Consider the following 15,492-nt stretch of genomic DNA (forward strand, 5'->3'; position numbering starts at 1 on the left):
CGTTCATTTTTCAGCGGCGTTGCGCTCTTGGCCATCGTAGTGCGAACGGGCCGCTCTGAAGGCGTCGGCGGAGGCGATAATCCACGACCAGAGCGGCAGCATGTTGAGCAGCATCTCTTCCCCCGCGTCGGTGATGGTGTAAACCACGCGGGGCAGTTTCTCCTGATAATCGCAGCGCGATATCAGCCCGTCCCGCTCGAGATGGCGCAGCGTCCGCGTCAGCATTCTCTGCGTCACGCCCGCCAGTTGGCGGCTTATCTCGCCGTGGCGCAGCGGCCCGTGAGTGCCCAGGATATGCAATACCCCCAGCGACCAACGGTTGCCCGCATGCGCGAGGATCTCACGCTTCAACCCTTCATCGTCGTTGTTCAGTTCTTCACAGAACGCCTGCGAAAATTGCAGCAGCGCTTCCCGATCGCTCGTCATATTCCTCTCCGGTATCACGCGTGTACCTAATTGAACCCGTTTTTGTCAGCTGTCAGGATGACGCAGTGTCAAGACAGGAGGCAAGAATGAAATCCACAAATCCATCTATCAATACCGTGCTCATACTCGGCGCCGGTGAACTGGGGCTGCCGGTATTGCGTGCGATGAGCCGGCAGGCTCGGTTATCTCCATCTTTAAAAATCAGCGTGCTGCTCCGGCCGGAGGCTGCACGCGCCGTCAGCAGCCCGCTCCGGGCGCGGCGGGATGAACTGGCGCGGCTCGGCATCGCCGTGGTGGAAGGCGATCTGCAGCAAAACGGCGTGGAGGCGCTGAGCGCGCTATTCCGTTCCTTCGACGCGGTGATCAACTGCAGCGGCTTTGTCGGCGGGGCGGGCACGCAGATAAAGATCACCCAGGCCGTCTTGCAGGCGGGCGTGGCGCGCTACTTCCCGTGGCAGTTCGGCGTGGACTACGATGTTGTCGGCAAAGGCAGCGGGCAACAGGTGTGGGATGAACAGCTTGAGGTGCGCCACCTGCTGCGTGCGCAGCGTGTGACGGAGTGGGTGATTGTTTCCACGGGCATTTTCACCAGCTACCTGTTTGACCCCGGCTTTGGCGTGGTGGATGCGGCAAGCAAAACGGTGCGCGCGCTGGGCGACTGGCGCTACGCGGTGACGCTGACCACCCCTGAGGACATTGGCCGGCTTACGGCCGCGATTTTTTTCCATCGGCCCGCGTTTCGCAACCAGGTGGTCTATATCGCCGGCGACACGCTGACCTACCGCGAGCTTGCCGATCTTATGCAGGCGCACTGGGGCGTGGAGGTCAACAGGATCCTGTTGGACAAAGAGCGGCTGCAGGCGGAGGTGCGCAATCATCCGCATGATGTCGGCGCCAAATACCGGCTGGCTTTCGCCCGGCCCGACGGCGTGGCCTGGGATAAGGCAAAAACCTTCAATGCGCGCCAGGGCATAGCCACCACCACCGCCGAGCAGTGGCTGGCTTCTCAGGGCGGTTAATCGCCTGAGCGCCGCAGTCAGAACTGGCGCTGCATCCAGCGCACGTTCAGCCGCACCAGCGCGATGATGGCGCTGGAGAGCAGCCGCAGCCCGGCGGGCATGTCGCGGCGGCGGATGTCCAGCAGCAGCACGGTGCGCACCTGCGGGCTGTCGTTCCACACCTCGTGTTCGAAGGTATCGTCCCACAGCATGAACTCCCCCTCGTGCAGCCGGTATTCGCGGCCGTCCACTTTCAGCACCGCCGCCGGCGCGCCGTCGGCGCGTTTGGGCATGTCCAGCACCAGATAGCCGCGCAGAATGCCGCGAAACGGCCCGCGATGGGGCGGCACCTGTTTGCCGGGCGCCAGGAAGGAGAGCGAGGCGGACAGCACGTCAGGCGACGAAGCGATCAGCGCCGCCAGCGTCGGGCAGCGCGCCAGGTTGTGGGGGATGGGCTGGCCGTAGGCCTTCATGATGAACATGCGCCAGTCGCGCGCGTCGTTGGCGGAGATCGACGCCTGCTGGCTCATGATCTCGTGAAAACGGGGAATATTGTGCAGATCGTGGGCGACGGTCAGCGCCTCTTCGCGGATCTGCCGCCATTGGGCGGTGAAACGTTCGGCGTCGGGGAACAGCGCGGCGCTGTCGAGCACCGGCTTGCCCTGAATGCGGCGATCGTAAACATTGCGCAATGCGAGCACGGACCAATCATAAATCGCGGACATCATAATGACCTCGCCTCAGGAAACGCCAAAGGGACACTGCGCGCTTCTTCGGCGCGGCGCGTGGACGGCCTGGGAAGAACGGCAGGAAAAATTGGTACGCTTCAATAGATTAGCACAGCATTTTGGCAACCGTGCGTCGGTGAGCGTGTCGATGGGCGGTGAAAAAAACCACACAATTAAAGTGTGACGTATATCGCATTTAGCGGGCCGGTTGGTTAAAATATCGCGACTTGCCCGCACCTGTCCGGATTTTGTTTACCATGGAACACGCTCCCGTTTCGCGCTCAACCGCCTGGTTGCGCGTGGTTATCCTCGCCGTCTCGGCCTTTATCTTCAACACCACCGAGTTTATTCCGGTCGGTCTGCTGAGCGATATCGCCGCCAGCTTCTCGATGCAAACCGAACAGGTCGGCTTGATCATTACCATTTACGCCTGGATCGTCGCCGCCGCCTCGTTGGCGTGCATGCTGCTGACCAGCAAGATTGAGCGCCGCAAGTTGCTGATCGGCGTGTTCGTGCTGTTTATCGCCAGCCACGTGCTGACCGCCGTGGCCTGGAACTTCACCACGCTGGTCATTTCGCGCGCCGGTGTGGCGCTGGCGCACTCGGTGTTCTGGTCTATCACCGCCTCGCTGGCGATCCGCGTGGCGCCGCCAGGCAAGAAAGCCCAGGCGCTGAGCCTGCTGGCGGGCGGCACCGCGCTGGCGATGGTGCTTGGGCTGCCGCTCGGGCGGGTGGTCGGGCAGCTGCTCGGCTGGCGCATGACCTTTATCGGCATCGCGGTGTGCGCCACCCTGGCGCTGGTGCTGCTGTGGCGCCTGCTGCCAGTGCTGAAAAGCGAGCATTCCGGTTCGCTGGCCAGCGTGCCGCTGCTGTTCAAGCGCCCGGCGCTGGTGGCGCTTTACATGCTGACCATCATTGTGGTGACGGCGCACTTCACCGCCTACAGCTACATTGAGCCGTTTATCCAGACCGTGGCCGGGCTGTCGGAGAACTTCACCACGCTGATGTTGCTGCTGTTCGGCGCCGCCGGCATCGTCGGCAGCCTGCTGTTCAGCCGCTACAGCGAGCGGTTTCCTTCCGGCTTCTTCATCGGTGCCATCACGCTGCTGGCCTTGAGCCTGCTGCTGCTGTTGCCGGCGGCCGGCAGTGAAGGCCACCTGACGGTGCTGTGCATCTTCTGGGGGATGGCGATCATGGCGATCGGCCTGTCGATGCAGGCCAAAGTGCTGAGCCTGGCGCCGGACGCTACCGACGTGGCGATGGCGATTTTCTCCGGCCTGTACAACTTCGGCATCGGCAGCGGCGCGCTGCTGGGCAACCAGGTGAGCCTGCATCTGGGCATGGGCAACATCGGCTTCGTCGCCGCGCCGCTGGCGCTGATCGCCCTCGGCTGGTGCCTGTTGAGCGTCTACCGCAGCGAACGGCTGCAGCAGCACCACAGCCGTTAACCTGCCGATTCGGGATGCCGCTGCGGCATCCCGCGCTACATTTTCCTGCTATAAAACAGGCTGCTGCAGCGTTTTATGCTTAACTTTTTTTCATAGTCTGCTAATTAAAAATTTAACTCCGACGCCGCTTCGCTAGCATAGAAAGTCATCAAAAATGTTAATGCGAGGTTAATGGTGAGTGAATCTGTAGCGGCGTCGCCAATCCATGCGCGGGATTTGGCGGCCAGAATCGACGCCTTGCCCGCGTCGGCCGGCCTGTGGCGCTTTATCATTCTGCTGTCGCTGGGCGGCTTTTTCGAACTCTACGATCTGTTCCAGACTGGCTATATCAGCACTGGCCTTATCGCCGACGGCATTTTCCACACCGGCGCGCAGGGCGTTTTCGGCGTGTCGGATCAGGCGGCCTTTGCCTCCGCCACCTTTCTCGGCCTGTTCGTCGGCGCCAGCCTGCTGAGCCCGTACGCCGATCGCTTCGGCCGGCGCGCCACCTTTATGTTCGCCCTGATCTGGTATGGCACCTTCTCGCTGCTGTTGGCGTTTCAACAGCAGGCGGAATGGGTGATCTTTCTGCGTTTTCTGGTGGGCGTCGGGCTCGGCATCGAGTTGGTGACCATCGATACCTACCTGACGGAGTGGGTGCCCGCGCACTTGCGCACCCGGGCTTTCGCCTTCGCGTTCTTCGTGCAGTTTCTGTCGGTGCCGGCGGTGGCGCTGATGTCCTGGTGGCTGGTGCCGCAGACGATTTGGGGGCTGAGCGGCTGGCGCTATGTGGTGATCGCCGGCGCGCTGGCTTCGCTGGTGATTTGGCTGGTGCGCAAGGGGCTGCCGGAGTCGCCGCGCTGGCTGGTGCAACAGCGGCGCTATGCGCAGGCCCGGCAGGTGATGCGGGACATGGAGCGGCGCTGCGGCGTGGCGGCCGCGGACTTCCCGTCGCGCCCGGTGGACGATGCCGAGGGAGCGCCGCTGCGCGGCCGCTTTCGCGACATCTGGGCGCCGCAATATCGCGATCGCACGCTGATGCTGGTAGTGATGAATTTCTTTCAGGCCATCGGCTTCTTCGGCTTCGGCAACTGGCTGCCGGCGCTGCTGTCGGGCAAGGGCGCTTCGGTCACCCACAGCCTGCTGTACGCTTTCTTTATCACGCTGGCCTACCCGCTGGGCTCGCTGCTGTGCAGCTTCTACGCCGACAAGATGGAGAACAAGTGGCAGATCGTGTTGTCCTGCCTGGTGACGGTGATCTTCGGCTCGCTGTTCGCACTGCAGAACAACCCGCTGTGGCTGATCCTGTGCGGTTTCTTCATCACCTGGTCCAACGCCTGGCTGACCTACAGCTACCACTCGTATCAATCCGAGATCTTCCCGACCCATATCCGCGCCCGCGCCGTCGGTTTCTGCTACTCCTTCAGCCGGCTGTCGACGGTGTTCAGCAGCATCATCATCGGCATTATCTTGCAGTACGGCGGTTCGCTGGGGGTGATCGCGTTTATCGTCGCCAGCATGCTGATCGTGATGCTGGTGATCGGGCTGTTCGGCCCAAAAACGCGCGGTATCGATCTGGAAAACATCTGACGTTTTGCGCCGGCGGCGACGCCGGCTTCTTCAGCAAAAAAACTCGCGATCATGCGAAAATTATTCCGTTATCACTGCCTTTACGCCTGCCGTACTGTTAACCCGTACAAAATCCAATTCGATACCGAGCGGGGAACACGTCATGAGCACCCTTACCGCGCCCGATGGCGCACGCATTTTCTATAAGGATTGGGGCCGCGGCCAGCCGATCCTGTTCTCCCACGGTTGGCCGCTGTCCGCCGACGCCTGGGACAACCAGATGCTGTTTTTCGGCCAGAGCGGATTCCGCGTGATCGCCCACGATCGCCGCGGCCACGGCCGTTCGGAGCAAACCTGGCACGGCAACGACATCAACCAATACGCTGACGATCTGGCCCTGCTGATCGAAACGCTGGATCTGCGCGATCTGATCCTGGTCGGCCATTCCACCGGCGGCGGCGAAGTGGCGCGCTACATCGGCCGTCACGGCAGCGATCGGGTGGCGAAGGTGGTGCTGGTCGGCGCCGTACCGCCGCTGATGCTGCAAACGCCGGTCAACCCTGAGGGTACGCCGATGGCGGCCTTCGACGGCATTCGCAGCGGCGTGGCGGGCAACCGCTCGCAGTTCTTCAAAGATTTGGCGGTGCCGTTCTATGGCCTCCACTGCGACGAGGTGGAGAGCAATGCGGGGCTGATCGACCACTTCTGGCTGATGGGCATGCAGGGCGGCGTGAAAGGGCAGTACGAGTGTGTGCGCGCGTTCTCCGAAGTGGATTACACCGCCGACCTGCTGGCGATCGACAAGCCGACGCTGCTGGTGCACGGCGACGCCGATCAGATCGTGCCGATCGGCGCCTCGGCGCTGAAAGCCGCTAAGCTTATGCAACAGGCGGAGCTGAATGTTTACGCCGGCGGTTCGCACGGTTTGGCGCAGATCGATCCCGATCGCTTCAACGCCGATCTGCTGGCCTTCATCCAAAATTCGCCGTTTTAAGGGGGCGCGATGAACCTGACTGCTATCGCCGCCCGCTGCGCACAGCGGCTGCATGCGCCTGTGGTGCGCTGGCTGCTGCTGCTCGCCATTTGCGCCGCCTATATTCAGGGCGGGTTGGTCAAAGCGCTGAACGTCGAAGGCGCGGTCGCCGAGATGAGCCACTTCGGCCTGCAGCCGGCGGCGCTGTTCGCCGTGCTGGTGACGCTGCTGGAACTGGCTGCGTCGGCGCTGATCCTGAGCGGCTTTTATCGCTGGCTCGGCGCGCTGGCGCTGGCCGGTTTTACCCTGATGGCGACGCTGATGGCCAATCCGTTCTGGCAGTTCGACGGGGCGGAGCGCGGCCAGATGATGAACGGATTTTTTGAACACCTTGGGCTGGCCGGCGCGCTGTTGCTGGTGGCATTTAACGATTTGAAGGAGCGAACAGATGGCTGAGCAGACGGAAAACAAGGCGGCGGCGGGCGGCTTCGCGCCGCTGAAAATCCCATTATTTGCGGTGCTGTGGGGCGCGACGGTGCTCGGCAACGTCGGCAGCTTTATGCGCGACGTCGCCAGCTCGTGGTTGATCACTGACCTGTCGAGCAACCCTTCGGCGGTGGCGCTGATGCAAACCGCCGCTACGCTGCCGGTGTTCCTGCTGGCGATCCCGGCCGGGGTGCTGTCGGACATTCTCGATCGGCGACGCTTTCTGATCTTCGTGCAAATTCTGCTGGCCTGCGTCAGCGGCAGCCTGCTGGTGCTGTCGCAGACCGGCGCGCTGACGGTGGAATACCTGCTGGCGCTGACCTTCGTCGGCGGCATCGGCGCGGCGCTGATGGGGCCGACCTGGCAGGCGATCGTGCCGGAGCTGGTGCCGCGCGCCGAGCTGAAAAACGCCGTGGCGCTGAACTCGCTGGGCATCAACATCGCTCGCTCCATCGGCCCGGCGGCCGGGGGGCTGCTGCTGGCCAGCTTCGGCGCCGGCGCGGCCTACGGCGCGGACGTGATGAGCTATGTGCTGGTGATCGCGGCGCTGCTGTGGTGGAAGCGGCCGAAGGTTGAGGACAGCGGCCTGTCGGAACACTTCTTCGGCGCCTTCCGCGCCGGCCTGCGCTATGCCCGCTCCAGCCGCGAGTTGCACGTGGTGCTGCTGCGGGCGGCGGTATTTTTCGCCTTCTCCAGCTCGGTCTGGGCGCTGTTGCCGCTGGTGGCGCGCCGCATGCTGGGCGGCAGCGCCGGCTTTTACGGCGTTTTGCTGGGGGCGGTGGGCGCCGGGGCGATCCTCGGGGCAATTGTGCTGCCGCGCCTGCGTCAGCGGCTGAATGCCGACGGGCTGGTGTTGCTGGCGGCGGTGTTGACGGCGGCGGTGATGGCGGCCCTGTCGCTGGCGCCGCCGCAGTGGCTGGCGGTGGTGCTGCTGTTGGTGCTGGGCGCAGGCTGGATTATCGCGTTGACCACGCTCAACGGTGCGGCGCAGGGCGTGCTGCCCAACTGGGTGCGCGGCCGCGGCCTGGCCATCTACCTGATGGTGTTCAACGGCGCGATGGCGGCGGGCAGCCTGCTGTGGGGGCTGGTGGCGCAGGAGCTGGGCGTGGCCGCCACGCTGCTGGTCGGCGGCGTCGGCCTGTTGGCGGCGGGGCTGCTGTTCCACCGCCTGCGTCTGCCGACCGGTGAGGCCGATCTGCAGCCGTCGAACCATTGGCCGGAACCGTTGGTCAACACGCCGGTCGAAAACGATCGCGGCCCGGTAATGATTCAGGTGGAGTACCGCATCCGCGAACAGGATCGCCCGCAGTTCTTGCGCACGCTGCTGATGCTGGAGCGGGCGCGCCGCCGCGATGGCGCTTACGCCTGGGGTATCACCGAGCATACCGGCGATCCGGAATGCATCATGGAGTGGTTCCTGGTGGAGTCCTGGGCGGAGCATCTGCGGCAGCACCAGCGGGTGTCGCACGCCGACGCCGATCTGCAGCAGGAGGCGCTGCGCTTCCATATCGGCCCGGAGAAACCGGTGGTGCATCACTTCCTGTCGTTGGACAGGCGGCAGGTGAAGCATTAACTGCACGGCCAGGCGGTGAGAAGGTGCTATGCTTTTGGTCGGTTCGGCGGCGCGGCCGCCGTAAGACGAATGTAGTCAGTACAGGGAGACACATTGATGACGGCACCTTCTGCTTTTGCCCGCGAGCTTGGGCTGCGCTATCCGATCGTTCAGGGGCCGATGAACGGCGCGTCACCGCCGGCGTTGGCGGTGGCGGTGAGCAACGCCGGGGCGCTGGGATCGTGCGCGGCGGCGCTGTTTTCACCGGCGCTGATCCTCGAACGTGTGCAGCAGATCCGCGCGCAGACCGCCGCGCCGTTCAACATCAATCTGTTTCTGCTCAATGAGCAGCACCCGGATCTCGCCGAACTGAAGCGCGCCCAGCACCTGCTGCGGCCGTTCCGCGAAGCGCTGGGGCTGAGCGAGCCGCCGATCCCCACTCAATTCGCCGAAAACAACCGCGACCAGATCGCAGCCTTGCTGGAGGCTGCGCCGCCGGTGGTCAGCTTCACCTTTGGTGTGCTGCCGCGCGCCACGGTCACGCAGTTCAAGAAGGCCGGTTCACGGGTGATCGGCACCGCCACCACGGTGGCGGAAGCCCGCGCCTGGGAAGAGGCGGGCGCCGACTTCGTTTGCGTCTCAGGCTCGGAGGCGGGCGGCCACCGCCCGACCTTCCTCGGCGATATCGAACAATCCTGCGTCGGGCTGATGGCCCTGCTGCCGCAGGTGGTGGCGGCGGTGAAAATCCCGGTGATCGCTGCGGGCGGCATCATGAACGGGCGCGGCATCGCGGCGGCGCAATTGCTGGGCGCGCAGGCGGCGCAGCTCGGCACCGCGTTTCTGTGCAGCCCGGAGTCGGGCATCGCCGAAGCCTGGCGGGCGGCGCTGAGCAACGCCGGCGATGACAGCACGCGCCTGACGCGCGCCTTCAGCGGCCGCCCGGCGCGCGGCATCGTCAATGATTTCATGCGGCAGATGCGCGCGGAAGAGGCGCAGATCCTGCCTTATCCGGTGCAGAACGCGCTCACCGGCGATATCCGCCAGGCGGCGGCCAAGGCCGGGCGCGGGGAGTTTATGTCGCTGTGGGCCGGGCAGGGTGTCGGCCTGGCGCGGCCGATGCCGGCGGCGGAGCTGGTCGCCACCCTGGCGGCGGAGCTGGAAGTGGTGTGAGCTCGTCTGCGCGATTTGGGGGGAGCAACGGAGCCAAAACCGTTGTTTTCTGACCCTGGGCTGGACTGAAAACCAATCTGGCGTGGAATTAGCTATCAACGAAAACGTCCAACAAACTCTTGTTTGTTGGACGCTGCTTAAAACGCACTTATGGAAGGCACTGGTAATTACTCAATACCGTATTTTTTCTCGGTTACGAATGCAGGTTCTTTCCAGTTTGGACCTCTTTTATAGCCACCTTTTCCATTAGATGATACATCCCCTTTTTCTCGCATACTTTTCACTAATGAAATCAGTTCAATGTTTGATATACGTTTATTACCATACATAGTGCAATACCCATCTAATTGAGGATGAGATATCCCGTTTTCTTTTCGTCCCGACAAGAATAAAACTATGTCTCGGATTTGTTCATTTTCAAACATAGGTTTAAAATCAATCATATATAGCCTCTAGATTTATTCATCACCAGCTTTTAATGCTTCTGGTGTATATAACAGAGAGCGATCGCTACTTAATTTGTAATCTTCCAACGTCGCCGTATGAGTGTTATTCCACGTAGCACCATCGTCATCAGGTGATATTCCATCAGGAACACCAATTGCTCTATAACGCTCCAATTCCCTGATTTCGTGGGTGTAAAAACGCTTGTCGGTATCGGTGGGCTGTACTGCTCCCTTCAGGATTTTTTCCAGGCGGTCAATCATCACCTTGTTATCGGGAGATTCGCCAAACCGCCCGGTATGCAGCTTCACCTTGTCCACGCCGGCGCGGTCAATGGTGGCGGTTTTCCAGTCCAGATTCTGAATTGGCCCACCGGCCTTGTCCGTGTTGTAGTCGCGACCACTGTATTGCCCTTTAGCGTTGGTTTCACCATAGATACCACTGAGCATGACATAGACAGGCTCAACGCCGGTCCCCGTTGCATCAGGCTGCCAGTAGATAAAATCCTGCAGTGGCATGTTATCTGCAGGGAACGTCGTCGTGACGATGCTGTCGGCCTGCTTTATCTCCGTACCGGTATGCACCGGCGTTACCGGCGCTGCAGGCGCAGGATTGCCGGTATGCCACGGACCCGACGGGGCAGCGCCCGGGTTTATCAAAATGGTTCGCCCCGGCGCACCGGCCACCGCCGGCAAGGTTATCCGGTCCAGGCCGGTTTTTTCATCGCGAACCGGCCGATACACCGGCACAGTAGCGGAGACGCCGCCCGTTCCTGTTTTGACCAGTATTACCTCTTGCTGACCGTTATTCCCTCGGCGAATAAACCCGCGCACCGGCAAATCGACCGTGGTCATTTCCGGCTTAATTTGTGTTTTCCCTGCGGCAACCAGGCTGGCCGGAACGGTAAACATCTGTGTCAAATCACGACCCAGCAATTTATCAATATCGCTCTGACTTTCACCGGCTTTCCCCGGCCAGAACCCGACAACGAAGGCGCCGACTGCCGGAGCTACCGCACTGAGCGTGGCAATCCGGGACACTTCCACCGCGCCGCGCCACACGGCACTGGATACCCAGCCGGCCAGCTCACTGGCGGTGGTCATCACACTGTTGCCCCATGTCGATAATTGTACCATACCGCCCGCGCGGTTGAGCACCATGACCCCGGCCGTGGCCAACGCGGCATTGGCCGCTTTTATCATGTCGGGTGTATAGACCGGGGCGTCCAGTACGCCGGCTTTGGCGAACAATGCTTTCCGTACAGCCTCAGCTTTGCGGGCCTCTTCGGCTTTGCGGGCTTCCTCGGCCTTATGAGCCTCATCGGCTTTGCGGACATCCTCTTCCTTCTCGCGCAGTTCACTTTCTAAATGTTCAATATTTTGTTTAGCTGCGTCAATTTCTAATTGTATTCTCTTCTCCTCTTCCAGTTTGTTACCCATCTCTTTTCTAGTCAATGATTGCTGCTCCCTAACCCAGGGCGTAGGTTTTTCTCTAGAGAAGAACCAGCTTTCATTATTCAGTTTTAAATATTCCTGATGTACTTTCCTTTTATTAGCTTCGTTTCGAAGAATGGTAAGACGTTCTTTACTTACCTTTAATTTGCTAATAATTACTTTTATACTTGCTCTCTCGAATTCACTAAGTTGACTGCTTTCAGCTTTCTTGCTTAATGCATCAATATCCTTTTGAATTTCTTTAATTTGGTTGTCAATTTCATTGACTTTATTAGCGTAAAACTGAATGGCTTTGTCCGAATCCTCACGATAACTCTCTTTCGCTTCATTGCTGAATGGCCTGATATCATCATCTTCAGGATCAAAAGCACTTATCGGTTTATTAATATCGGAAATTTTTTGATCCCAGATATGGGTAATACTACTTAATTCCTTCTGTCTATCAGGTAAACCCTCGCCAACCCATGCTTCTACAACCATATTGTTATCTGATAAGTCAAACCCTCGTTGCCACCCATGTCCATTCCAGTTGTATCCCATTGAAGTCATTACATCGCGTTCATACTGCGTTGTATCTTCATATCGTGTCATAATCCGATCCCTCTTCAAATAGAACGATGTAATCGACGCGCTACCGAGCTGCGAATAACGCAGACATTACTGAACCGGGAAGCAGCTTCTGCATTTACACCGCCTTGACGTTTCCTTCCTTTACCATCACCGTAATTAAATCCATTCATCATTGAGTTCCTTTTCGTCATCGTATTGTAAGCGCGGTACTCGCCTGTAAAGGCGCTGAGAGGTATTCAGTGCAAACCACTGCAATATTGTTAATCAGGCGCGTTCAATGCCTTTTTCCAAAGCAACCAGTCGTCTTTCAAAAGCCTCTCGCTCTGTTTCGCGCAGTGAGCGTTCTTCCTTAAGCGCTTCAACCAGCAACGCCACTACGCCATTGATATTGATGCTGCGGGCGTCTTTCAGCACGCTGCCGTCATTGAGTTTCAGCTCGGTCTGGGTCACAGATTGGGGGAGAATTTCTTCCACTTCCTGTGCAATCACCCCGGCTTCCGGCACGCCCTGTTTGAGGTAAGTGTAACCACCGATATTGGCCAGCTTGTCCAATGCGCCGTCAATTGTTGTGATATCGGTTTTCATGCGGACATCTGAGCTGCTGTTCCAGGCGCCATTGGTGTAGGCATGGCCATCATTGCGGAATTCATACCAACCATCAGCGCCGCCATTGGCCACGTGCAACGCGAGCATGTGGTGTTTGCCGATGCGCTCGTAGTGGTACAAATCGGCTGACAGGTCGCCTGCACCCTGTATATGCATACCGTTGGTAATGCGGTCTGCATTATTGTTTACATTCTGGTTACCGGCCGCCCAAATCCATCCATTAGCATTACGCTTAATCAGTTGTCCTACTGACAATTCGGCATTCGGCCTGACCTGGAGTTCGTTCCAGTTTCCCTGCCAGTCGCGGTAAGAGAGCAGGCCATAATCCTCTTTGCCGGCGATCACGCGTGACCCCATCAACATGGCCGTAGTGACGTTACCGCTGGTGAAATTGGTATGTACGGCAGCCGCATCATAGATTTGCCCATTAATAAGTGGTGCTGGACCGGTGGTCGCGGTGGAGATGCCGGCATTATGCGATACCATCGCACCACCGGAAATATCAACGCCGTTGCCGAGTGCAACCCTGCCGGAAGCCAGGCTGAAAGCGAAAGGACGCGAGGTGTTCCATTGTCCGTTTTGAGCTTGCCCAGCCTGAGTTGTCAGTAAGTAGAAAGCCTCGCCGTCGTTACGCAGCATCACTCCGGTATTGCCATTTGCCAGCCGAAAACCGTTGGCCGATTTGGAGACGATTTCATCGTCGCTGATGACCCGTTTGCGAAGGGTGGTGAGTGATTTAAGTTCGGTGATGTCGTCGTTGACGCCACTCTGTACCTGGGCATTTTTCTTTTGTTCAGCCATGATAATTCCTCAGTTTATTAATAAGTTCCTGCCATGGAAATGGCGCATGGTAACGCCTTAAAGACAGTTAACGACGCTGCGCATTTAAGGCGAAGATGGTTAAAAAAGCACGAAGGCTGTGTGTATGAACAGTAGTTTGTGAGCATCAAGAATAAATATCAAATGATAATGATAATCGTTTGTTGTGTGGTGGATGAGACAAGAAAGTAGAACGGATGATTTCTGGCGATGACGTGATAACTTACTAATTTATAGATGAATAGTCATTTAAATTGACTGCTTAAGTGCGTTTGTTGTTCCGTTGCTCCCCACACCCATTTACTGCTTTGGCGATGGATGTGGGAACCGCGTAAAAAACGCCAGCGGCAGGCCTGAAAAGAAATAAACAGTCCGGCGTGAAGGCCGGACTGCGGGTTTGCCTTGGCTAGACGAGAATATCGGCGGAAGCGTCGACATGCCCAACGATTTTTACAAGGAAATCAGGCAGTTGATTGCCGGAGAGATTGATGGCCAGATCGGTGACATTCTGCTGCGCGTCATAATTCAGCGCCGCTTCATACAACGAGCCGCTTAAACTATCCACGAAGTGCAACTCGCTCCCTTCGGCCTTAGCCGTCTGGTTGAGCCACGACAGATCGATTTTATCCACCGCCGTCTGGAAATCGCGGATCCAATCCGGCGCGGCGGCTTGGCTGTCGCCGGCTTCGTGGAAGACGAAGGTGTCCGCGCCTGCATCGCCCCAAAGCTGATCGGCGCCGCCGGCACCGTAAATGATGTCGTTGCCTGCACCGCCTTTTAGCGTATTGTTCAGCGCGTTGCCCACAAGAATGTCGGCACCGCTGCCGCCGATGATATTTTCAATCTGCGCGCCGTAGGCGATGGCTATATTCGCCTTCAAGCCGCCTACATCAGAGAATGCGCCTTCGTTAATGTTGATGCGCTGATCCTGGCTGTAGCCTGAAAAATCCAGCGTGTCATTGCCGCCGGCATCCCAGATAGCCGCCACGATTTTGTCCGTGGACGCTTTAACGCTCAGAAAGTCTCTGTCCGTATTCGAGTTGAAACCATAGGTGGTATCGCCGGTGCGCGTGGTGGTATTCGCGCCGTAAAGCTTCTGTATGGCGGTAATATCATCCAGCTGCGGTCCTGATGGCCAAACGCCTTTATAGTCAGCGCTGGTGTATTGTTCGTTAAAATAGCTCATCAAAGAATATTGATGGTCGTCTTCATAATACTTCGCCGAGTTGGCGTAGGTGGGGTAGGTGGCATTTGACGCATCATAATTGCCGGGATGAGAAAGCCCCAACGCATGCCCTATTTCATGGGTAAGCGTATCCCTGGCGTAGTTATTGGTTTGCGGATTGGAGGCGTCGTAGCCGTTATTACCGCTGATCCAAATGGTGCTTTTGAGATCGCTCTGCGTACTTTCATACGAGGTGTAATTGCCCCCGCTGGCCGCCTTATAAAAACCAAACTTTATATCTGCATTTTTCGCGTCGTTGCCTTTAACCTCGGTGAACGTGATGTTGGCCACATCCGACCAGGATTGCAATGAAAGCTTGGTTTGGGCTTGTTGAGCGGCGGTAAGCTGCGCGGCGCCCGTCTTGTCGCTGCCGGTATAGACGGGGAAAGAGTAGGTCAAGGTAGCCGCATGGTCTGTCACGCCTTTGCCATTGGCGGAATAATGGCTCCTCAGCAGCAGATCTGAAACCTCTTGCGTGGTATATGACGGTTTACTGCTCTCCGCGTGATCGCCTCTTTCATAACTGGTTAAATAATCGGAAATCTTATCGGTAGCTAATGACATATCAAACTCCTTTGGACGTTGACAATATTGCACCTAACGCTCTATATGCTCGTACACAGGTTTGAAAATCAGGGATAATTAATGTGATATCATTGGCTTGCCTCCTTGGTCTGGCTTGAATATTGCGTTCAAGCGGAATATATCCTTATCATTAGTCACGGTGAGGAATTAATTGTGCACTGCGATTGAGTTAAAGCAGTATAAACACAATTATTTTATTAATTAGTTATTCTTATATGAATCTTTTACATAAGATATGAGTAAAAGACTTGTTTAAATAACTCGTTGGAATTAAATCTTTATTTAATATTTCTCTGTAATCGGCGCGCGGCATTTGCGTTGCTGATTTATCTTTCTGTTTTTCCGGCTTTTTATCTGTGAAATGCGGTGAGTAGCCGCCATTGCCGTAACGCATAGAGGCGGCCGCACTCCGGCTGTCGTCATTAATCGGATACGGGATTATTGAGGGGGCCCGCGTATA

At 58.1% G+C, this 15,492-nt stretch carries 13 protein-coding genes; 7 read left to right on the forward strand and 6 right to left on the reverse strand.

The window, feature by feature from the left end; translation table 11 throughout:
• Window positions 1–3: 3 nt before the first annotated feature.
• Window positions 4–426, reverse strand: coding sequence for a winged helix-turn-helix transcriptional regulator (locus AC2CGI_RS03025; RefSeq protein ID WP_076740658.1), 423 nt, complete (start codon window positions 424–426; stop codon window positions 4–6).
• Window positions 427–512: 86 nt separating this feature from the next.
• Here AC2CGI_RS03025 and AC2CGI_RS03030 point away from each other — a divergent pair, with 86 nt between their 5' ends.
• The gene (locus AC2CGI_RS03030) at window positions 513–1,445 is read left to right on the forward strand and encodes an aromatic alcohol reductase (protein ID WP_076740659.1); all 933 of its coding nucleotides are present in this window, start codon (window positions 513–515) and stop codon (window positions 1,443–1,445) included.
• 17 nt (window positions 1,446–1,462) lie between these two features.
• On the opposite strand, the gene AC2CGI_RS03035 is transcribed toward AC2CGI_RS03030, so the two are convergent.
• On the reverse strand, window positions 1,463–2,149 hold the full coding sequence (locus AC2CGI_RS03035; protein ID WP_041922355.1) for an aspartyl/asparaginyl beta-hydroxylase domain-containing protein: 687 nt from the start codon (window positions 2,147–2,149) through the stop codon (window positions 1,463–1,465).
• A gap of 260 nt (window positions 2,150–2,409) precedes the next feature.
• Between AC2CGI_RS03035 and AC2CGI_RS03040 the strand changes: the two genes are divergently transcribed.
• The 6 genes from AC2CGI_RS03040 (at window position 2,410) to AC2CGI_RS03065 (ending at window position 9,329) form a co-directional block, all read left to right on the forward strand.
• Window positions 2,410–3,600, forward strand: a complete 1,191-nt coding sequence (locus tag AC2CGI_RS03040) for a sugar transporter (RefSeq protein ID WP_031300703.1) — start codon at window positions 2,410–2,412, stop codon at window positions 3,598–3,600.
• A 171-nt stretch (window positions 3,601–3,771) separates the two neighbouring features.
• A complete protein-coding gene (locus AC2CGI_RS03045) occupies window positions 3,772–5,169 on the forward strand; it encodes an MFS transporter (RefSeq protein WP_076740660.1) in 1,398 nt (465 codons plus the stop codon).
• A 142-nt stretch (window positions 5,170–5,311) separates the two neighbouring features.
• A complete protein-coding gene (locus AC2CGI_RS03050; protein WP_015378462.1) occupies window positions 5,312–6,142 on the forward strand; it encodes an alpha/beta fold hydrolase in 831 nt (276 codons plus the stop codon).
• A gap of 9 nt (window positions 6,143–6,151) precedes the next feature.
• Window positions 6,152–6,577 carry a DoxX family protein gene (locus AC2CGI_RS03055; RefSeq protein ID WP_004928622.1) on the forward strand — a complete coding sequence of 142 codons (426 nt, stop codon included), beginning with the start codon at window positions 6,152–6,154 and terminating at the stop codon, window positions 6,575–6,577.
• Window positions 6,570–8,180: an MFS transporter gene (locus tag AC2CGI_RS03060; protein WP_015378461.1), complete on the forward strand. Its 1,611-nt coding sequence runs from the start codon at window positions 6,570–6,572 to the stop codon at window positions 8,178–8,180. Before AC2CGI_RS03055 ends, AC2CGI_RS03060 begins: the two co-directional genes overlap by 8 nt.
• Before the next feature lie 96 nt (window positions 8,181–8,276).
• Window positions 8,277–9,329 (forward strand): NAD(P)H-dependent flavin oxidoreductase, encoded by a 1,053-nt coding sequence (locus AC2CGI_RS03065; protein WP_130054809.1) that lies wholly within the window; start codon window positions 8,277–8,279, stop codon window positions 9,327–9,329.
• A 167-nt stretch (window positions 9,330–9,496) separates the two neighbouring features.
• On the opposite strand, the gene AC2CGI_RS03070 is transcribed toward AC2CGI_RS03065, so the two are convergent.
• From AC2CGI_RS03070 to AC2CGI_RS03085, 4 genes are all read right to left on the reverse strand, one after another.
• Window positions 9,497–9,772, reverse strand: coding sequence for a hypothetical protein (locus tag AC2CGI_RS03070; RefSeq protein ID WP_071796825.1), 276 nt, complete (start codon window positions 9,770–9,772; stop codon window positions 9,497–9,499).
• Window positions 9,773–9,787: 15 nt separating this feature from the next.
• Window positions 9,788–11,818, reverse strand: coding sequence for an S-type pyocin domain-containing protein (locus tag AC2CGI_RS03075; protein WP_275543232.1), 2,031 nt, complete (start codon window positions 11,816–11,818; stop codon window positions 9,788–9,790).
• Between the two features lie 243 nt (window positions 11,819–12,061).
• A complete protein-coding gene (locus AC2CGI_RS03080) occupies window positions 12,062–13,204 on the reverse strand; it encodes a tail fiber domain-containing protein (protein ID WP_049242452.1) in 1,143 nt (380 codons plus the stop codon).
• Window positions 13,205–13,628: 424 nt separating this feature from the next.
• Window positions 13,629–15,011, reverse strand: a complete 1,383-nt coding sequence (locus AC2CGI_RS03085) for a serralysin family metalloprotease (RefSeq protein ID WP_076740662.1) — start codon at window positions 15,009–15,011, stop codon at window positions 13,629–13,631.
• Window positions 15,012–15,492: the final 481 nt, after the last annotated feature.

Source organism: Serratia sp. LSHTC3, assembly GCF_057197125.1.